This window comes from Marinobacter sp. AL4B (assembly GCF_019916045.1).
In the GTDB taxonomy this organism is placed as follows: Bacteria; Pseudomonadota; Gammaproteobacteria; order Pseudomonadales; family Oleiphilaceae; genus Marinobacter.
The window spans coordinates 348,398-367,424 of sequence record NZ_JAILWZ010000013.1 but is presented as its reverse complement, the minus strand read 5'-3'; the positions used below and the strand labels follow the sequence as shown (position 1 = coordinate 367,424).

The window sequence follows — 19,027 nt, the reverse complement described above, 5'->3', positions numbered from 1 at the left end:
TATGAACGGGCAGCCCCTGCCGGATGATAAAGACCGCCGGATTGCCGAGCTGGAAGCGGAGAATCAGCGGCTTCGAAGCATCCGCGATGCCCTGATTGTTCGCGTGGAATCCGGTGCCGGACACAAGCCTGCGCCCTATGCGGCGTTTGAACATTCGGTCATTCTTGCCGAGCAGGTACGGGAACGCACCGAAGCCCTGAACCTGGCCATGGACGAGCTTAAAGCGAGTCATAAAGCGCTGAGTCGGGCTCGGGAAGAGGATGAAACCTCGAGGCAGCGGCTGAGCGATGCCATTGAGAACATCGCTGATGGCTTCGTACTGTTTGACTGTGATCATCGTCTGATTCAAACCAACAGCCGTTTCCGGAGCTACTGGCGCCATGCCCGTGTATCGGTGCCGAAAGCGGGTACCCATATCGATGCGGTAAAAGCTCTTGCCGAGAGTTCCGGTTTGATTGTGGAAGAGCATCGTCAGGAGGATGTTGAGGGGGTACTTTTCCTACTCTCCAATGGTCGCTGGGTGCAGATGACTGAACGAGCTACCCGTGAGGGGGGCTTGGTGGTGTTGTACTCTGACATTACCGACGTCAAAAACAGTGAAATGACCCGACGCATCAAGGCACTTGAAGCAAGCGAGCGCTGGATACGGGTGGTTACCGATCATGTGCCGGCGTTGATAGCCTATGTCGGGGCCGATCTCAGGGTTCAGTTTTGCAACAAGGTCTATCAAGCCTGGTACGGACGCAATGGGGTGTCGCCTATGGGGAAACACCTCGAGGAAGTGCATTCTGACGAGTTCTATCAGCGCCTGTTACCTCAGATTTTGGAAGTGCTGGACGGGCACAGCGTGAACTTCGAATTTGAGGAAGCGGGCGAGCATGGAGAGCAACGTTTTATGTTGCGATCTTATGTGCCTAATCGTGATTGCACCGGAGCGGTGACCGGTTTCTTTGTTTTGATTCGGGATATTACCGATCGGCGCAAGACCTCGATTGCTTTGGAGCAGGCATACGATGACCTGGATCACCGGGTTCGCGAACGCACTGCAGCGCTGACCGGCTTGAACCAGCAACTTCGCGATGAAATCGCCGAGCGTTCTGCGGTGGAAGCGAGGCTGAGGGAAGCCAAGCAAGAAGCCGAACAGGCGAACTTGTCCAAAACCAAATTCCTGGCCGCAGTTAGCCATGATCTGCTGCAACCGCTGAATGCCGCCCGGCTGTTCACCAGTGCTTTATTGGAGCACAGTTTTGGGCCGAAAGCCGAAGGGTTGGTGCGCTCGGTCAGCACCTCTCTGGATGATGTAGAGAATCTGCTGGGCACGCTGGTGGATATCTCGAAGCTGGATGCCGGGGTAATTACGCCGGATGTCACCGCCTTTGATCTCCGCGATCTGCTCAACAACATTGCCCGTGAATTCCGGCAAATGGCTTCAGCTGAGAAGCTGCAGTTGGATTTTGTGCCCAGCTCTGCGGTGGTGCAATCCGATTCCCAATTGCTGGCCCGCATCCTCCGGAATTTCCTGACCAATGCCATTCGCTACACAGGCCAAGGAAGAATTCTGTTGGGATGTCGTCGTCAGGGTGACCATGTGCTGTTGCAGGTGTGGGACTCTGGACCGGGCATTCCCGCCGACAAGCTCACCGAGATCTTTCAGGAGTTCAAACGAATTCGACCGAATGGCGCCCCCGCGGACAAAGGCTTGGGGCTTGGCTTGGCTATCGTGGACAAGATTGCCCGCATGCTCGGCCACGAGGTCTCAGTGTCGTCAGTGGAAGGCAAGGGCTCGGTGTTCACGGTTCGGGTGCCTGTCGGTGAGCGCCGACACAGGCTGCCAGCGTCGCCAAGGCCTCAGCCAGTGGTGCACGACAGCGGCCTGGCTGGCGCCAGAGTTTGGGTGATCGATAACGATCTGGCTATCTGCCAAGGCATGAAAACCCTGCTCGAAGGCTGGGGCTGTCAGGTAATTACCGCGGTATCCGCCGACGATCTGGAAGCGCAGGTGGATGTCGCCGATGCTCCGGTAGACCTGGTGTTGGCGGATTATCATTTGGATAACGATGATAACGGCGTGGATGCCGTTGCCGTGATTAATGGCCAGCGCTCACAGCCTGCACCGGTGTTGATGATCACAGCGAACTACAGTAATGAACTGAAACAGCACATTCGTGAGCTGGGTTATCTATTGATGAACAAACCGGTAAAACCCTTGAAGCTGCGGAGTGTACTCAGCCATGTTATTCGCCGCTGAGCACAACCGCCGGCAGGTGCAGTTGTCCGCCTTTAGCGTTTGAGGTATTGGCTGAAGTCCACATCGCCTGCCGACAGGATGGCCTGTACCCGGTTATGAACGCCGAGCTTTCTCAGAATTGCAGATACATGCGCTTTAACGGTGGTTTCTGCGATGTTGAGGTTGTAGGCAATCTGCTTGTTGGATTCGCCCTTGGCCATGCGCTCAAGAACCAGCAGCTGGCGGCGAGTGAGGGAATTCAGCAGCTCCGGCGAGATCAGGTTCTCCTCGCTGCGGGTGCGCCGCTGCGTGCTTTCCTTGCCGGTACGAATGATGTCTGAAGGCAGATAGACATTTCCATTCAATATCTGCTGGATGGCTTCCGTCATCTGGGGGCGGGGCGATGACTTGGTAATAAAGCCGACCGCGCCATAAGTGATCGCCTGAAGCACCACTTGCTTGTCTTCTTCCGCAGAGACAATTACCACCGGAATGGTGGGTGCCTCGTTGCGCAGTGTGATTAGCCCATTCAAACCGTGCATGCCCGGCATGTTCAGATCGAGCAAAATCAAGTCCAGATCGTCATTCTCTCGGGTGATTTCGAGGGCGCTGTCCAGATCCGCGGTTTCAAGGATTTCACTGCCTTCAAAGCCAGACGCGATGACGCTGCTGATGGCTTCCCGGAACAGCGGGTGGTCGTCGGCAATCAGAATCTTGTAAGCCGGCTCCATGGGCGGTTCTACCTGTTTGTTTTCATTGTGAGGGATGGCTTCCGAATTATGATAACGGTTTTCGGAAGAGAGTGCGGCATCGAGCTTGTTCAGCATGGCGGCCTCCGTTACAGAGAATCGCCGGAGAGGGTGTCGATTCACTGTTTATTATTGTGATGATGTCATTACACGCCATCTGCGCCTTGGGGTGAATGCGACCATCGCACCAAAAAACAGGCACTAAAGTACTATGCTTTTGAGGCCTTCGGTTTTGGCGTCGAGCAGGTAGAAGTTCGTCTTCTATAACCCGGATTTGACCAAGTTTGGGCTTTTGTCCGATCAAGTTGATTTGGTGCCCAGTATTTTGGTGCGATGAGGCCGGAATCCTGCGGTCGCCAATAGCGTCAGAACGACGGTGACACCGGTTGTGATGCCGAAGGCCATGGGGTTCCATTCCAGATAAAGCGAGAACCGGATGGCTTCTACGGCGTGGGTAAACGGATTGAACTGGCAGACCCAGTAAAGCCAGGGGCTTGCTTCGTTCATACGCCACAGTGGGTATAGCGCCGAGGACATAAAGAACATCGGAAAAATGACAAAGTTCATTACTCCGGCGAAGTTCTCCAACTGCTTGACCCACGTGGCGATCAGCAACCCAAAGGCACCGAGCATCAGGCTGCTGAGAATCAGTGCGGGTAACACGGCCAGATAGCCCCACAGCGGAGGCTCGACATCCACCAGTAGTGCCAGCAACAGGAACACATAGACCTGTCCGATCGACACCACTCCCATTGCCAGTAATTTGGTGATCAGCAGGAAAGGCCGTGGCATAGGGCTCATCAACAATACCCGCATGCTGCCCAATTCCCGGTCGTAGACCATAGACAAGGCCCCTTGCATGCTATTGAACAGAATGATCATTCCGCAGAGGCCAGGGGCGATATAGGTTTCGTAGGTAATGTAGGTTTGGTAGGGCGGAATGATGGAAATGCCCAATACCGCGCGGAAGCCGGCGGCGAACACCACCAGCCAGAGCAGTGGCCGCACCAGTGCACTGGTGAAGCGAGTGCGTTGTTGCCAGAATCGCAGCCATTCTCGGGCCTGAATGCCGATAAAACAGTGCCAATAATGAGCGGCTTTCATGGTTATCCGGCTCCTGTCAGGGCGTGGAAAGTGTCAGACAAATTCGAGGCGCCCTCGGCTTTGCAGATGGTGTGGCCAGGGCCATTGGCCAGCAGCCGACCCTGATGCAAGATCAGCACCTGATCGTCTTCGCGGACCTCTTCTATCAGATGAGTTGCCCAGAGCACCGTTAGGCCATCCTGTTCGCAGAGGGTTCGGACATGGTTATTAATGGCTTTGCGGCTGGCGACATCCAGACCGACGGTGGGCTCGTCGAGTAACAGCAAGGACGGCTGGTGCAGCAGCGCGCGGGCAATTTCCACTCGCCGGCGATGGCCGCCATTGAGGGTGCGCACGGTGTCGTTGGCCCGGTCTTGCAGGCCGACGCGTTCCAGTTCAAGCTCTGCTTGCACACGTGCTTCCTTGCGGGACAGACCGTGCAACGCAGCATGATAGTGCAGGTTCTGGCTCACCGTCAGATCTAAGTCCAGAGCATTCTGCTGGAACACGACGCCAATCTGGCGCATGGCATCGGCCGGCTGTTTCTGCAGGGATTGCCCGGCTAAGCGTACATCCCCCTGGTGCAGTGCCAAAAGCCGGGTGAGCAGTCCAAAAAGTGTCGATTTACCGGCACCATTTGGGCCTAACAGAGCATGAAAACGGCCAGAGGTCAGTGTGAAACTGACCTCATCGAGCACCGTTTTGTCGCCGTAGCGAAAGCTGAGATTAATGGCCTCGACAGTCATGAATTCGGGTCGACCACCACGCCCCAGGGGTAGCGGCCTACTTTAATGGATTTGATGACTTTCAGCGCATCGACGTCTATGACTGACACATCACCTGAGACACCGTTGGTGGTGTAGAGGCGTTTCTCGTCTTTGTCCAGATCCAGTTGCCATACCCGGCTGCCGACCAGCAGATAGTCCAGAATCTCGTAGGTGTTGGCATCCACTACCGCAACGTGATTCGAAGGCCCCAGGGCGACGAAGGCATACTCGCCGTTGGAGGTGAGCTCAATGCCAACCGGCTGAACGCGATCCGGGCTGACCCCGGGCACCTTGAAAGACAGCTCATGGGTTTGTTCCAGCTTATCCACATCGATGATGTGAACCGTCCCGCCGATCTCAGCCGAGGCCCAGGCGATTTTGCTGTCTTTGCTGAACTCCACATGGCGTGGGCGCTGGCCAATGACGATGTTTTTCTCTATTTCAAAGGTTTCGGTGTTGATCCAGTGCAGCATGCTGGAGGTCTCGGAGGTGTTCACAGCCCATTTGCCATTTGGGCTAACCGCCATGCCTTCGGGTTCGATGCCAACATCGATCTGGGCTAGAACATCTTTGGTCTCAACATCTACGACCGTCACGATGGCATCATCTTCATTGGCGATGTAGAGATGCTTGTCGTTGGGGTGCAATGAAAATTGCTCAGGGTCTTCTCCGGAGGGCAAGGTATCGATGATCTTACGGGTAGCCAGATCTAAGACTTGCACGGTGTCATCATCACTGGCGCAGATATAGAGTTTGCTGGCGTCCTTGGACAGCAGTATGCCGCGGGGCCGCTGGCCGACATCGATAGTGTCTACGACCTCAAGGGTTTCGGTATCAATGATGGAAAGGGTGTTGTCTTTTTCGTTGGAAACGTAAGCCAGACTGGCCAGAGCGGGTGTTGATAGTCCGATCATGGCTGCCAGTATGGTTTGAGTAAACGCGGTTCTCATGGGTAACTCCTTTTTGTTGTGATAGCTACCGCCGGTGCGGTCAGTTGTTGATCTGGCATTTGCTTTCTGGCTTGTCGTAACCAAGGGTATCCAGCTCGCTGGTCGGGTGCAGGTAACCTTCGAATGGTGCCTGAGCCACTAAACCCCGTGGATGTACCAGAGGAATGGGTTGGCGCAGCTGTCCGTTCCAGTCCCGGAAGCTGAGCTTTCGGCCTTTGAAGCCGGCAAGATCGAAATCATCGCTGAACAGTAAGGTCCTGATGGCTTGGGCTTCTGCACTGCTGATGGTGGTCACTGCGGTACCAATGGCCCGAACAGCGGCCCAGGCCGCGTAGTCTTCGCTGGTCATGTCACGTCCGGAGAGATCGGTAAAGCGGCTCTGCAATTGGGCCGCGCCCCAGCTCTCAACCACCCTGTGCCACGCAACCGGCATCATGCCCTGAGTGCCGACAACCGGGCGTGGTAGCCAAGTATTGAAGGGAATGTATTCGCCAAAGTCGCCCCGGACATCGGCCACGACGACGGCATCGTAGTCGCTAGCTTGGGTAAATAAAGGCAGCTCCTTTGATGCGGTCCGGCGCAGGTCGGCATCGAAGGTCCAGGGTTTGTCTTTCACAATGTCCAGGCCATAGCGCAGGCTGGCGCGGCGAAAGGCGGCGGCCCAGGCCTGATCTTCCTCTGTCGGGCCGGTAATGAGGAAAACCTCTTGCCAGCGTCGTTGCCTTAACCACTGACCGAGGGCATCCGCCAGCATGGCGTGGCTGGGCATGGTGTGTAGCAAATTGGCATGACAGGTGAGGGTTCGGAGGCTGTCGTCCTTTGCTCCCGCGTTGAATAACAGCGTGTCGTCGCCAGCGTGTTCGCTGATGTTGCCCAGGACCGTTCCGGGAACGCGGGTAACGAACAGATCGATGTCGGTGTTCTGAAGTTCGGTAAAGGCGATCAAGGCAGACTCTTCCGAGTCAACCACACGGGTCTCCAGGGTGTAGTTGTGGCCCAGAAATTTCCCGGTTGTATTGTTGTCTTTTACGGCCAGTTCCGCGCCGATCGCGCCGGCATTTTCCGGTTCTGGTATGACATTGGAAAGTACTGGCCCCTGATCCGGAACGAACTGGATGTAACCGATACGAATGTCTAGAGCAGCGGCAGGCGTAGCGACTGCCAGTGAGCCCGCCAGAGTGCCGATTGAGAAGGCTTTGATCAGCCTGTGTCGGTTTAAGCCGTTCATGGGTTTCTCCCGGATCTTGTTTTGTTTCCAGCTTATGAGAGGGAAATCGTCCCGGAAATATTCATAAAGTAGGAATGTGCCGGTACTAAAGAACTATTCCTGTGAAATCTGGCCGGATTAGGATGAGTGTGACGCTCTTCAATACCGCCAAATGGATAAAAATATGACTGCATACCGGAAAATTTCCTTGCTGATGCTGGTCGTTTTCCTGTTGGTTTATTCGGTGGGAGGTTGGTTCTATACGGTGCAGGCGAGGGCGGATATTGAGCGGGAATTGGTTTCTGTCATGGAGCTGGCGAATAGTTTGCCAGCTCCAGCCCAGTTAGCGCCTGAATTGGTTCGTGAGATACGGCACCTTCGACCGGTTGCTGTTGGTGGTCAGGAGGTCAAGCTCTCTGATGATGTGCCAGCATGGTTTGCCCGTTTGTTGGCCGGCGATCTCCATCTCCCGACGACCAATGGCTGGCAACTTGCTCCCTCGGACGAGGTCGACGAGATCTGGGAAAGTTTCGTTCTGATCTCCGGTGCCTTTCTCTTGGGTATGTTGCTGTGCTTTGCAGCGCTAGGTTGGGCCGTCAGGCAAGGGCTTCGGCCTTTGGCAGAACTGGGTCAGGCGATGGTGGCGATTGAGAAGGGTCAATTGACCTCGCGGCTGAAGCGGCACGAACTGCAGGAAGTGAATGATCTGGTGTCGCGCTTCAATTCCATGGCAGAAGCTCTGGAGCAAGAGCAGAATACCGTTCGGGAGTTGATGGCCGAGCTGCTGCAGGTTCAGGACCGTGAGCGGGAGCATATTGCGCGGGTATTGCATGACGACTTGGGGCAGTACGTAACCGGCATCCGTGCTCAAGCGCGTGCCTGGCTCTATGACCCGGATCTCAATAGTGAACAGAAAAAACAGGCGAGCGAGCTGGCGCAGCATTGCGAAACAGTACAGAAGCATTTTCGCCACTTGTTGCAGGACCTGCACCCACTGGTGATGGAGCAACTGGGGTTAGGGGCGGCCATCCGGCACCTGACTGAGCGATGGCAACAATTAAGCCGGTTGAACTGTGACCTGAAGGTGGATGACGGTTTGCCGGCTCTCACCGGTGAACAGCAGACGCATCTATACCGTTTCTTACAGGAAGCGTTGAACAACATATCCCGCCATGCCAAAGCGACCAGGGTGTCCCTGACAGTATCCCGATCAAACGGTGCACTTGAAGTGGAGGTCTGTGATAACGGCCAGGGGGTGGGTGACCACGCTGGATCAAAGGGGTTAGGCGTGCGTTCTATGCGAGAGCGGGCTCGCTGTTTGCGGGGCCAGATGAAGCTACTCAGTCAACCGGGCGAAGGCACGCGAGTCTTACTGGTGATGCCGGAGGTTAATGTATGAAATTGATGATTGTGGATGATCACCAGGTGGTTCGGCAGGGCATCGCCAACCTGTTACGGAATCTTTTACCGGCGGTGGCCATCACCGAGTTGGATGCCGGGCTAGACGCCATTGCTCGGTATGGCAGCGTACAGCCTGATGTGCTGCTGCTGGATATGGGTTTGCCGGATGTTTCCGGTCTGGAGGTGGCTCGCCGGATTCGTCAGCGCTGGCGGGGTGCGGCAATTTTATTCTTTACCATGCATGATGAACTGCCCATGGTCAGGCAGGCGCTAGAGGTGGGCGGCATGGGCTTTGTGTCCAAGAACTGCGCGCCGGAGGAGCTGGCCGAGGCGGTACGTTGGGTGGCCGCGGGTAAACCCTATATTGAGCACCCCATAGCAACCCGGCTGGCGTTAAATCAAGAGCGTCCCGTGGATCATCGTCTTCGGGACATGACTCAGCGTGAGATGGAAGTTCTGCTCATGTTTGCCCGAGGAGACGCCGTGTCGAGAATTGCCGAGCGCCTATGCATCAGCAATAAAACCGTTTCCAATCATTTGGCATTATTGAAAAGCAAATTGCAGGTGGAATCGTCGATTGAGCTGGTGCATCTGGCAGTGGATGCGGGGCTGTTACGTTTAGGGCAGGAGGCGCGGGCCGGGCGAGCCTGAAACGGCCTCGCCCGCTTTTCTTCGCTTACCAGTCATGTGGGCAATCTGTACAGCCCTCCATGAAGGTGCCTTCGAACGTGGCAAAATGAATTCTCGCCCCGGATAATCGTGCTTCGGCCAGATTAGCGTGCCCGAACTTAGCCTCCTGAAGATTCGACCCGGTCAAGTCCGCCCCCTGTAAATTGGCTTTCGGGAGCCACGCTATTTCGAAGCTGCTGAATGGCGCTCTGGTCTCGATGAGCGTTGCTCCGGAGAAACGGGAAAATGCAAAGTTGGCGCCTGACAGATCCGAACCACTAAAGTCGGCGCCTTGAGCAAACAGGTACTCTCCCTGTAAACCGGGTAATGTTGCATTGCGTGCTTTTGCACCTCGTATCGACGCGCGGTAAAGCTGGAGTCGGTAGCCAGTTGCGCCGTCCAGGTTGGCGCCGTCCAGGTTGGCTCCCCGGAGATTTGTGTGGCTGAGATTGGCGCCTTGCAGATTGGCTCCCCGGAAATCCGCAGAGCGGAGGTCCATGTTCGACAAGTCTGCGCCCTGAAGATCCGCTTTCGGGCAGACGGTTTCTGTCTGCAGTTTGCAGTCATTAATAACAGTAACGGTGTCTAAATGAGCCATGTCATCTGTGGCTGTGGCTGTGGCTGGAAAAGCGGCGATAGCCAACAGGGTTGCTGAGATCAGTGTTTTCATATTGAGCGCTCTTTGCCATGCATAACGAGGCACCCTAAAGGCCCGGCATAGCCGGGCCTTTAGGGTAGCGAACATCAGTTTGAAGCTTGGGCCCAAGAGGGAAGCTTGAACACCCAGAACGATCCGCCTTGAGAGATCGGCTTGGTCAGTTCTGCCATGTCGCCACCCCACAAAGGAACGGCTCCGCCGTAGCCAGAGGTCACGCCGATGTACTGCTCGCCGTCCATTTCCCAGGTGATGGGTGGGGAAATGATCCCCGAGCCGGTCTGGAACTTCCAGAGTTCTTCACCGGTTTCGGCGTCAAAGGCTTTCAGGTATCCGTTACCTGTGCCGGTAAAGACCAGGCCGCCTTTAGTGGCCAGTACGCCTGCCCACAACGGCATTTTTTCCTTGTGCTCCCACTCGATCTCGCCGGTGATCGGATTCATTGCTCTCAGAATGCCGACGTGGTCATCGTACATACGCTTGATGCGGAAACCCTGACCCAGGTATGCGGCGCCCTTCTTGTAACTAACTTCTTCGGTCCAGTAGTCTTCTTTCCAGTGATTGGCGGGAATGTAGAACAGGCCGGTATCCTGGCTGTACGCCATCGGGTTCCAGTTTTTTCCGCCCAGGAAAGGCGGTGACACTTCGATGGATTCACCTCGGGTCTCGCCTTCTGCAACGGGTGGTGGACGTTGACCTTCAGCCTCGATTGGGCGGCCGCTCTTGTCGATACCTTTCGCCCAGGTGATGTTGTCGACGAACGGAAAGCCCTTCTTGAATTCGCCGTTGGTGCGGTCCACCACGTAGAAGAAGCCGTTTCGGTCCGCGTGAGCCGTTGCTGAAACGCTCTCACCGTCTTCGGTGTATTCGAAGAGTACCAGCTCGTTGTTGCCGGAGAAGTCCCAGGCATCGTTCGGGGTGTGCTGATAGAACCACTTCACTTCGCCGGTCGACGGGTCTACACCGACTTGCCCGGAGGTGTACAGGTTGTCGTAGTCTGCCGGATCGCCACCGGGGGATGTTCTGGCCCAGGTATTCCAGGGGGCCGGGTTACCCGCACCCACGATGATGGTATTGGTTGCCGAATCAAAACTGGCGCTTTGCCAAGGTGCGCCGCCGCCATGGCTCCATGCTTCCACTTTGCCGGTAGGCTGGTTGGGATCATCCGGCCAGCTGGGGGCTTCGGGGTCGCCGGTTGGCGTGCTTTTCTCACCATTCAGTCGACCGTAATGGCCTTCAACAAAGGGCCGCATCCAGACTTCCTCGCCGGTGTCCGGGTCACGGGCAAACAGTTTGCCTACGACACCGAACTCATCGCCTGAGGAGCCGTGAATCAGCAATACCTTGCCGGATTTCTGATCTTTGACCAGCGTCGGGGCAGCGGTCATGGTGTAGCCTGCCTCGTGGTCGGCAAACTTCTTGCGCCAGACGATTTTCCCCGTGTCTTTGTTGAGTGCCACGATGCCTGCGTCGAGCGTACCGAAGAACACTTTATCGCCAAAGATGGCTGCACCCCGGTTGACCACGTCACAGCAAGGGCGGATGCCTTCTGGAAGGCGGTGGTTATATTCCCAAAGTCTTTCGCCGGTTTTGGCGTCCAGGGCGTACAGGCGCGAATAGGAACCGGTCACATAGATTACGCCATCATGCAACAGTGCCTGGGATTCCTGTCCTCGTTGCTTCTCATCCCCGAAAGAGAACGACCAAGCGGGAACCAGCCTTTCCACATTGTCCTTGTTGATGGTAGTCATCGGGCTGTAGCGCTGGGCCTTTGGCCCGATGCCGTATCCGAGAACATCCTGGGTGGTTTCGGCATCGTTAGCGATATCTTCCCAGGTAACCTCTTTTGCCTGTGCGGTCACACTGAACGCACCTGCGGTGCCAATGGCGAGAGCCAAGCTGATGCTCGTGACCAGCGGGTGTTTGCGACGATTCATATTCGTTCCCCATGATTGTTGTTGTGAACAGCACGGTCTGTGCGCTGACGTTCCGAGTATTGGCAAGTGAGGGGCGATTGAGCGACGGAAAAAGTCAGATGGAAGTCGGGAAAATCGACGAAAAAGTCGGGAAAAGTTCCCGGTAGGCTGGTTTGTTGTTGAGAAGTGGCGTTTTTTTGTTCGCTTTTAAGGGTGCTTGTGCTTTCGCTCTTGCTCTGACCGCGTACTACCAAGGAACTAGACCTAAACCCCCAAAGTGGAATAGGGGGCCGAGACGCAGATTCTTACACTGTTTGGCAGCGTGTTGGTAAACGAAAAATCCAATAGCCAACGTAGGGGCAACCAAACAGAGGTAGTAACAATGACAATGCCGCGTTTAATCACATCGTTTATTGCCACCGTGCTGGCAGGTGCTGCTGGTTTGGCCATGGCGCATGGCAACGTGACACCGCAGCCGGTAAATACCGGCAACTTGCCGGAGCTCGGTGACGAAATTTACATGGAAAATCCGTTCCGTGAAGGTAACGAGCTGGGTGAGTTTCAGGGCGAAGCCGCGAAGATCGGTGAGAGTGCCTACGCAGGTAACTGTGCCAGTTGCCACGGTATTCGTGCTATGTCCGGCGGGTTGACCCCGGATTTGCGGGAGCTGACCGAGTGGGACGATGAGTACTACATTACTCGGGTGCGTAACGGCACAGATCGGGGCATGCCATCCTGGAAGAAAAGTATGGATCAGAGCGCAATGTGGGCCATCCGGACCTATGTTGAGTCTCTGCCCAAACCTGAGTAACACCATGACTTTCGAATCGCTCTGAACAGAGCCGGCCCTGTGCCGGCTCTTGGTCGTTGGGGAAACCAATAATGAAAATAATCCTTACGTTTGTAATCACTTTTCTGGTGTCGCTGGCCGCTTGGGGGCAGGAGGTCAACGACGGCGATGAACTGCTGAACCGGCCATCCGATCGCACTTACGACATTATTCTGGAGTCGGGTTACCTGAAAGTCGGGGTGTATCGGGATTTTCCGCCCTACTCCTATGAGCAAAATGGCGAGCCCCGCGGTATTGATGTTGAGCTCGGCAAGCTGATCGCCAGGGAGATGGGGGTGGAGTTTCGTGTGCACTGGATTATCCCTGACGAAGAGTTGGGAGATGATCTTCGGAACAACGTGTGGAAGGGGCATTATCTGGATAAGCAGCGACTGGCCGATGTGATGATGCGCGTTCCCTACGACAAACAATATGCCTACATGCAGGATTCCACCGGAGAATATATTAACGAGCAGGTGGTGCTGTTCGGGCCCTATCAGCAAGAGAGCTGGCAGATAGCATATGACCCGGCAATGCTTGATGCCGTGGATACGGTCGCGGTGTTCCAGTACCACGCTATCGGTGTCGAGATTGATACCCTGCCGGACTTTTATTTCAGTTCGGCGTTGGGCGGTCGCATGCGTAATCAGGTGCGCCACTACCCGAACGTCAAGGCTGCGTTTGAAGCTATGCGTCAAGGCGAAGTCCGTGCGGTCATGGGGATGCGGGCAGAGATTCACCATGAGCTGGCACAGCCCGAGAACGAAGAATTTGTGGCCGCCCAGAATGGCTTCCCTGGTCTGGTGAAACAGGTTTGGGATGTGGGAATGGCAATCAAGCATACCCATCGGCAGCTTGGCTATGCGATCGAGGCCATAGTGAACCGATTGGTAACCGAGGGCGCCCTGAACGATCTGTTCGATGGCATGGACCTGGCGTACAGCGTGCCGGGCTACTACCGGAGTTTTCTGAGCGAGGAAGCGGTCGCTCGTGCCGAAGGGCAGGAATAAAGGCGGTCGTACTACCAAGTGATGAGAAAACCTGTCCGTGGGGGGAATTGTTGATCTTGCGGTCTTTGCGAAAAATCAGCTCAGGGTCGGGAAAACTTCCCGGTTCGGCTCGCAACTGACAAAAACAGAGTAGGAGAGCGCAACCATGAGATCGAACAAATTCGGGATTCGCATTGCGGCCAGCGCATTGGCGTTGGCTGTGTCATGCGGTGCCCACGCGGTCACAGACGCAGACATTTTGAGAGATGCAGAGACGACTGACGATATCGTCAGCTACGGTATGGGCTTGCAGGGACAACGGTTCAGCCCCCTGACTGATCTGAACACAGACAACGTAAAGCACCTGCAGCCAGTATGGGGTTTTGCATTTGGCGGGGAGAAAATGAGGGGCCAAGAAGCCCAGCCCATGATCAAAGACGGCGTGATGTATGTAACCGCCTCTTACTCTCGGGTTTATGCGATTGATGTGAAAACCGGCGAGGAACTCTGGCAGTACGATGCCCGTTTGCCAGATGGCATCATGCCGTGCTGCGATGTGGTGAACCGGGGTGTCGCACTGTATGGCGACAAGGTGATCTTCGGCACTCTGGATGCAAAGCTCGTGGCTTTGAACAAAGACACCGGCAAACCCATGTGGATAAAAAAAGTGGCAGATTACCAGGCCGGTTACGCCATCACCGCGGCGCCTTTGATTGTTAAGGGCAAGTTGATCACAGGTGTGTCGGGTGGTGAATTCGGGATTGTCGGCAAGGTCGAAGCCTATGACGCCAATACCGGTGATTTGGTGTGGACTCGCCCCACGGTCGAGGGCCATATGGGGTATGTCTACCGGGATGGTAAAAAAATAGAGAATGGGATTTCCGGTGGCAAGGCAGGGCAAACCTGGCCGGGCGATATGTGGAAAAATGGTGGCGCAGCAACCTGGTTGGGCGGCACCTACGATGAAGAAACCGATTCGTTGTTTTTCGGTACCGGCAACCCCGCGCCCTGGAACTCCCACCTGCGTCCGGGCGATAACCTGTTCTCCGCCTCCCGTTTGGCCATCAATCCCGACGATGGAAGCATCAAATGGCACTTCCAGACCACGCCCCACGATGGCTGGGATTACGATGGTGTAAACGAGCTGATCTCGTTTGATCTGAAGGAAAATGGTAAGACTATCAAGGCCGCTGCAACCGCAGACCGTAATGGTTTCTTCTACGTGCTCAATCGCGAGAATGGTGGTTTTATCCGTGGATTTCCGTTTGTGGACAAAATTACCTGGGCGGAAGGTTTGGACCCAGACACTGGTCGACCCATCTATGCGGAGAATGGGCGCCCCGGTGACCCAGCCGAGGCCGAAGCTGGTAAAGGCGAAACCGTCGTTGCTCAGCCTGCTTTCCTAGGCGGAAAGAACTGGATGCCCATGGCTTACAGCCCTGAAACCGAACTGTTCTACGTTCCGTCGAACGAGTGGTCTATGGACATCTGGAACGAGCCGGTTTCCTATAAAAAAGGCGCGGCCTTCTTGGGGGCTGGTTTTACCATCAAGCCTACTAACGACGAGTATATTGGCGTGCTCCGGGCGATGGACCCGAAAACCGGTGAGGAAGTCTGGCGTTACGAGAACCCGGCCCCTCTTTGGGGTGGCGTAATGACCACCGCCGGTAATCTGGTCTTCACCGGCACCCCGGAAGGCTACCTGAAAGCCTTTGACGCTAAAACTGGCGAGGAGCTGTACAAGTTCAATACCGGTTCTGGGGTTGTTGGAACGCCAGTGACCTGGACTATGGATGGCGAACAGTATGTCTCTGTTCTCTCCGGCTGGGGTGGTGCTGTACCGCTGTGGGGTGGCGAAGTCGCCAAGGTGGTCAAGAACTTCAATCAAGGTGGTCTGGTCTGGACTTTCAAGCTGCCTAAAGATCGAGTGGCGGCCAATTGATCTGAGTTTTGTGTCTCTTTGGGCCGCCTTCGTGCGGCCCTTTTTTTAGCCGCCGAAACCATCTGCTTCAGAGCATCTACTACCAAGGTACCAGCCGTCCCCCTCTAACGAATCATTCACGGATCAGAGTGTCACGACTACATTGAACAGGTAAGCGTGAACGGCTTTGTTACTAAGCGACAAACACAACAAAAGAGGTCAACGTCATGATCTACGCACAACCCGGTAAAGAAGGCTCCGTTGTTTCATTTAAATCCCGCTATGGAAATTACATCGGCGGTGAATTTGTAGCTCCGGTGAAAGGTCAGTACTTTGAGAACATCACCCCTGTCACCGGCGAAGTTTTCTGCGAAGTGGCGCGTTCTGGCGCCGAAGATATTGAGCTGGCTTTGGATGCTGCGCACAAGGCGGCGCCAGCTTGGGGCAGGACCTCACCCACTGAACGTTCCAATATTCTGCTGAAAATCGCTGACCGTATTGAAGCCAACCTTGAAGCCCTCGCGGTTGCAGAAACCTGGGATAACGGTAAAGCGATTCGTGAAACTCTGAATGCCGATATTCCTCTGGCCGCGGACCACTTCCGTTACTTCGCCGGCTGTCTGCGGGCTCAGGAAGGCCACATGGGGGAGATCGACCACAACACCGTGGCTTATCATTTCCACGAGCCGCTGGGTGTGGTTGGACAGATCATTCCCTGGAACTTCCCGCTGCTGATGGCCGCCTGGAAACTGGGTCCGTGCCTGGCTGCAGGTAACTGCACGGTGCTGAAGCCAGCTGAGCAAACGCCAGCCAGCATTCTGGTACTGATGGAAATTATTGGTGATTTGTTGCCACCAGGCGTGATCAACATTGTAAATGGCTACGGCATCGAAGCCGGCCAGGCGCTGGCCACCAGTAAGCGTATTGCCAAGATCGCCTTTACCGGGTCGACCCCAGTGGGCTCCCATATTCTTAAGTGCGCGGCGGAAAACATCATTCCTTCGACCGTTGAATTGGGCGGCAAGTCCCCGAACATTTACTTCTCCGACGTAATGGAAGCGGAGCCGGAATTTGTCGACAAATGTGTCGAAGGTCTGGTGTTGGCATTCTTCAACCAGGGTGAAATTTGCACCTGTCCGTCCCGTGCCCTGGTTCAGGAAGACATGTTCGAAGAGTTTATGCAAAAAGTGGTTGAGCGCACCAAGTCCATCAAACGCGGAAACCCATTGGATACCGAGGTCCAAGTGGGCGCTCAGGCTTCCAAAGAACAGTTCGACAAAATCATGTCGTACATGGAAATTGGTCGTCAGGAAGGTGCAGTGGTACTTACCGGTGGTGACCGGGAGCATCTTGAAGGCGAGTTCAATAACGGCTTCTACATTCAGCCGACGCTGTTCAAGGGCGATAACAAGATGCGCGTTTTCCAAGAGGAAATCTTCGGGCCGGTGGTGGGTGTCACCACCTTTAAAACCGAGGAAGAAGCGCTGGCAATCGCCAACGATACCGAGTTCGGCCTGGGTGCCGGCGTCTGGACTCGCGATACCAACCTGGCTTATCGGATGGGGCGTAATATTCAGGCCGGTCGGGTATGGATGAACTGTTACCACGCGTATCCGGCTCATGCAGCCTTCGGTGGTTACAAGAAATCCGGTATCGGCCGTGAAACCCATAAGATGGCGCTGGAGCACTATCAGCAGACCAAATGCATGTTGACCAGCTACGACGCTAATCCTCTTGGATTTTTCTGATCTGTAAACGGCAGTGAGGGGTCGGTTCATACCGGTCCCGTTTTTGTGTGACCGCACAGGGATTGTGCTTTTGTTAAACCCGGCACCTGCCGGGGTGCTCTTCCGAGCGCGGGAATAGATTTGCCTCTCTTTTTGGCCCGATCCCAGGGCCTTTTTTATTTGATTTAATAGACGATCGGTCGTATTCTTTGGTTAATTAATTAGATGGTCGGTCTAAAATATAGGAGTGGATGTGGATACGTTTCCAGTCAAGCGCAAAAGAGGGCGGCCCCCTAAAAGTCAGAGCGCCGGTTATCAGGACACCCGGCAGGCTTTGATTGGGGTTGGGCTGGCAGCGTTAACAGAGAAGGGTTATTCCTACACAGGGCTTGATGAAATTTTGCGCCAGGCCAAGGTGCCTAAAGGCTCTTTCTACCATTACTTCGACAACAAAGAAGCTTTCGGTAAAGCGCTGATTGAGGCCTACGGCCTGTTTTTCGCCAACAAGCTGGAGCGTTCGTTAGCGGACAGTTCCCTGACACCGCTTGCCAGAATTCAGGGTTTTGTGGAAGACGCCAAGCTTGGCATGGAAAAGTTCGATTACAGGCGCGGTTGCCTGATCGGAAATATGGGGCAGGAAATGGCTGCGCTGCCGGAGAGTTTTCGCGGCCTGCTAAGTGATGTATTCCGAGATTGGGAAGCCCGGATAGCCCGGGTACTTGAAGAAGCCCGACAGGCGGGGGAGGCTCCCGAGCACTTGGTGCCGGAGCAGATGGCACAGTTTTTCTGGATTGGTTGGGAGGGCGCGGTATTGCGCGCCAAGCTCGAGCAGTCCTCGCAACCTCTGGAGCAATTTACCAACGGCTTTATGGCGTTGGTGCGTGGTTGCTGATCAAGCAGCCTGATTCAAATCACAAAACAGAATCGTTGGAGGCAATATGTTCAAAGGTATTTTGATGGAAGGCAGCCGGGGCGACCAGCAAGTGTCCCTGAAATCCATTGACGAGGCTTGGTTGCCGGAAGGTGATGTCTCCGTCGATGTCGCCTACAGCACGCTGAACTACAAGGATGCATTGGCGATTACTGGCACTGCTCCGATTGCGAAATCCTACCCGATGGTTCCGGGCATTGATTTGGCCGGTGTGGTCACTGAATCATCCAACCCGGAGTTTAAAGCCGGTGATGAAGTCGTGCTCAACGGCTGGGGTGTCGGTGAAAAACATTGGGGTGGCCTTGCTCAGAAAGCGCGCTTGTCAGGTGATTGGCTGATTCCGCTACCAGCATCGTTTACAGCGCGCCAGGCCATGGCCATCGGCACCGCAGGGTATACCGCGATGTTGTGCGTGTTGGCGCTGGAAAAACACGGCGTCACACCGGATTCCGGCGACATCTTAGTCACTGGCGCAACCGGCGGCGTCGGCAGTGTTGCCGTCGCGATTCTGGCCAAGTTAGGCTATTCGGTGACGGCGGTAACAGGTAAGCCAGAAGAGGAAAGTTATCTCAGATCTCTTGGCGCCAAACAGATTCTGGATCGAGCGGAATTGAGCGAGCCGGGTAAGCCTTTGGCCCGGGAAACCTGGGCGGGTGCAATTGATGTTGCTGGCGGTCATGTTCTGGCCAATGTGTGTGCTGGTATGAAGTATCGAGGCGTTGTCGCGGCTTGCGGGCTGGCTGCGGGCATGGACTTCCCTGCGACGGTCGCGCCTTTTATTCTCCGGAGCGTTACCTTGTGCGGTGTCGACAGTGTCATGGCACCCAAAAAGGACCGCCTGGAGGCTTGGGAGCGGCTGGCGCAAGACCTTTCCCCGGAACTGCTGGACAGCATGATCACCGAAGTGCCATTTGATGAGGCCATCGAGGCCGCGAGCCAGTTTATGGACGGAACCATTCGTGGGCGCATCGTGATCCCCGTAGCCGAATAGCCCCCGGCAGCGCGT

Annotated in this window: 16 protein-coding genes; 9 read left to right on the top strand and 7 right to left on the bottom strand. The window is 55.3% G+C overall.

Annotation, left to right across the window (positions count from 1 at the left end):
• Position 1: 1 nt before the first annotated feature.
• On the top strand, positions 2–2,248 hold the full coding sequence (locus K5L82_RS11995) for a NahK/ErcS family hybrid sensor histidine kinase/response regulator (protein ID WP_223134305.1): 2,247 nt from the start codon (positions 2–4) through the stop codon (positions 2,246–2,248).
• A 32-nt stretch (positions 2,249–2,280) separates the two neighbouring features.
• Here K5L82_RS11995 and K5L82_RS11990 read toward each other — a convergent pair whose 3' ends face one another.
• The 5 genes from K5L82_RS11990 to K5L82_RS11970 all read right to left on the bottom strand — a co-directional run bounded on the left by K5L82_RS11990 (position 2,281) and on the right by K5L82_RS11970 (position 7,004).
• A complete protein-coding gene (locus K5L82_RS11990) occupies positions 2,281–2,958 on the bottom strand; it encodes a response regulator (protein WP_133007681.1) in 678 nt (225 codons plus the stop codon).
• 318 nt (positions 2,959–3,276) lie between these two features.
• On the bottom strand, positions 3,277–4,080 hold the full coding sequence (locus tag K5L82_RS11985; RefSeq protein WP_133007367.1) for an ABC transporter permease: 804 nt from the start codon (positions 4,078–4,080) through the stop codon (positions 3,277–3,279).
• A gap of 2 nt (positions 4,081–4,082) precedes the next feature.
• Positions 4,083–4,805, bottom strand: coding sequence for an ABC transporter ATP-binding protein (locus K5L82_RS11980; protein ID WP_133007368.1), 723 nt, complete (start codon positions 4,803–4,805; stop codon positions 4,083–4,085).
• Positions 4,802–5,776 carry a YVTN family beta-propeller repeat protein gene (locus K5L82_RS11975; protein ID WP_223134304.1) on the bottom strand — a complete coding sequence of 325 codons (975 nt, stop codon included), beginning with the start codon at positions 5,774–5,776 and terminating at the stop codon, positions 4,802–4,804. Before K5L82_RS11975 ends, K5L82_RS11980 begins: the two co-directional genes overlap by 4 nt.
• 40 nt (positions 5,777–5,816) lie before the next feature.
• Positions 5,817–7,004 (bottom strand): ABC transporter substrate-binding protein, encoded by a 1,188-nt coding sequence (locus K5L82_RS11970; protein ID WP_223134303.1) that lies wholly within the window; start codon positions 7,002–7,004, stop codon positions 5,817–5,819.
• A gap of 163 nt (positions 7,005–7,167) precedes the next feature.
• On the opposite strand from K5L82_RS11970, the gene K5L82_RS11965 reads away from it, so the two are divergent.
• A complete protein-coding gene (locus K5L82_RS11965; protein WP_223134302.1) occupies positions 7,168–8,382 on the top strand; it encodes an ATP-binding protein in 1,215 nt (404 codons plus the stop codon).
• Complete coding sequence (locus K5L82_RS11960; protein ID WP_133007372.1) at positions 8,379–9,035, top strand: response regulator transcription factor; 657 nt, start codon at positions 8,379–8,381, stop codon at positions 9,033–9,035. Before K5L82_RS11965 ends, K5L82_RS11960 begins: the two co-directional genes overlap by 4 nt.
• Before the next feature lie 25 nt (positions 9,036–9,060).
• On the opposite strand, the gene K5L82_RS11955 is transcribed toward K5L82_RS11960, so the two are convergent.
• Together K5L82_RS11955 and K5L82_RS11950 are read right to left on the bottom strand one after the other, a co-directional pair.
• Positions 9,061–9,723: a pentapeptide repeat-containing protein gene (locus K5L82_RS11955; RefSeq protein WP_223134301.1), complete on the bottom strand. Its 663-nt coding sequence runs from the start codon at positions 9,721–9,723 to the stop codon at positions 9,061–9,063.
• Positions 9,724–9,797: 74 nt separating this feature from the next.
• On the bottom strand, positions 9,798–11,645 hold the full coding sequence (locus tag K5L82_RS11950) for a methanol/ethanol family PQQ-dependent dehydrogenase (protein ID WP_133007374.1): 1,848 nt from the start codon (positions 11,643–11,645) through the stop codon (positions 9,798–9,800).
• A gap of 361 nt (positions 11,646–12,006) precedes the next feature.
• Between K5L82_RS11950 and pedF the strand changes: the two genes are divergently transcribed.
• The 6 genes from pedF to K5L82_RS11920 all read left to right on the top strand — a co-directional run bounded on the left by pedF (position 12,007) and on the right by K5L82_RS11920 (position 19,012).
• The gene (gene pedF, locus K5L82_RS11945) at positions 12,007–12,435 is read left to right on the top strand and encodes a cytochrome c-550 PedF (protein WP_133007375.1); all 429 of its coding nucleotides are present in this window, start codon (positions 12,007–12,009) and stop codon (positions 12,433–12,435) included.
• Between the two features lie 71 nt (positions 12,436–12,506).
• Positions 12,507–13,463, top strand: a complete 957-nt coding sequence (locus K5L82_RS11940) for a substrate-binding periplasmic protein (protein ID WP_133007376.1) — start codon at positions 12,507–12,509, stop codon at positions 13,461–13,463.
• A gap of 145 nt (positions 13,464–13,608) precedes the next feature.
• On the top strand, positions 13,609–15,384 hold the full coding sequence (locus K5L82_RS11935) for a PQQ-dependent methanol/ethanol family dehydrogenase (protein WP_133007377.1): 1,776 nt from the start codon (positions 13,609–13,611) through the stop codon (positions 15,382–15,384).
• A gap of 206 nt (positions 15,385–15,590) precedes the next feature.
• A complete protein-coding gene (locus K5L82_RS11930) occupies positions 15,591–17,111 on the top strand; it encodes an aldehyde dehydrogenase family protein (RefSeq protein ID WP_223134300.1) in 1,521 nt (506 codons plus the stop codon).
• Positions 17,112–17,343: 232 nt separating this feature from the next.
• Positions 17,344–17,982, top strand: a complete 639-nt coding sequence (locus K5L82_RS11925; RefSeq protein WP_223134299.1) for a TetR/AcrR family transcriptional regulator — start codon at positions 17,344–17,346, stop codon at positions 17,980–17,982.
• A 46-nt stretch (positions 17,983–18,028) separates the two neighbouring features.
• Positions 18,029–19,012 carry an MDR family oxidoreductase gene (locus tag K5L82_RS11920; protein WP_133007380.1) on the top strand — a complete coding sequence of 328 codons (984 nt, stop codon included), beginning with the start codon at positions 18,029–18,031 and terminating at the stop codon, positions 19,010–19,012.
• The last annotated feature ends 15 nt before the right edge of the window (positions 19,013–19,027 follow it).

Coding starts and splice junctions, on each gene's coding strand:
- K5L82_RS11920 (WP_133007380.1), top strand. CDS start 18,029: ATGTTCAAAGGTATTTTGATGGAAGGCAGCCGGGGCGACCAGCAAGTG.
- K5L82_RS11940 (WP_133007376.1), top strand. CDS start 12,507: ATGAAAATAATCCTTACGTTTGTAATCACTTTTCTGGTGTCGCTGGCC.
- K5L82_RS11980 (WP_133007368.1), bottom strand. CDS start 4,805: ATGACTGTCGAGGCCATTAATCTCAGCTTTCGCTACGGCGACAAAACG.
- K5L82_RS11955 (WP_223134301.1), bottom strand. CDS start 9,723: ATGAAAACACTGATCTCAGCAACCCTGTTGGCTATCGCCGCTTTTCCA.
- K5L82_RS11950 (WP_133007374.1), bottom strand. CDS start 11,645: ATGAATCGTCGCAAACACCCGCTGGTCACGAGCATCAGCTTGGCTCTC.
- K5L82_RS11975 (WP_223134304.1), bottom strand. CDS start 5,776: ATGAGAACCGCGTTTACTCAAACCATACTGGCAGCCATGATCGGACTA.
- pedF (WP_133007375.1), top strand. CDS start 12,007: ATGACAATGCCGCGTTTAATCACATCGTTTATTGCCACCGTGCTGGCA.
- K5L82_RS11960 (WP_133007372.1), top strand. CDS start 8,379: ATGAAATTGATGATTGTGGATGATCACCAGGTGGTTCGGCAGGGCATC.
- K5L82_RS11970 (WP_223134303.1), bottom strand. CDS start 7,004: ATGAACGGCTTAAACCGACACAGGCTGATCAAAGCCTTCTCAATCGGC.
- K5L82_RS11930 (WP_223134300.1), top strand. CDS start 15,591: ATGATCTACGCACAACCCGGTAAAGAAGGCTCCGTTGTTTCATTTAAA.
- K5L82_RS11965 (WP_223134302.1), top strand. CDS start 7,168: ATGACTGCATACCGGAAAATTTCCTTGCTGATGCTGGTCGTTTTCCTG.
- K5L82_RS11935 (WP_133007377.1), top strand. CDS start 13,609: ATGAGATCGAACAAATTCGGGATTCGCATTGCGGCCAGCGCATTGGCG.
- K5L82_RS11995 (WP_223134305.1), top strand. CDS start 2: ATGAACGGGCAGCCCCTGCCGGATGATAAAGACCGCCGGATTGCCGAG.
- K5L82_RS11985 (WP_133007367.1), bottom strand. CDS start 4,080: ATGAAAGCCGCTCATTATTGGCACTGTTTTATCGGCATTCAGGCCCGA.
- K5L82_RS11990 (WP_133007681.1), bottom strand. CDS start 2,958: ATGGAGCCGGCTTACAAGATTCTGATTGCCGACGACCACCCGCTGTTC.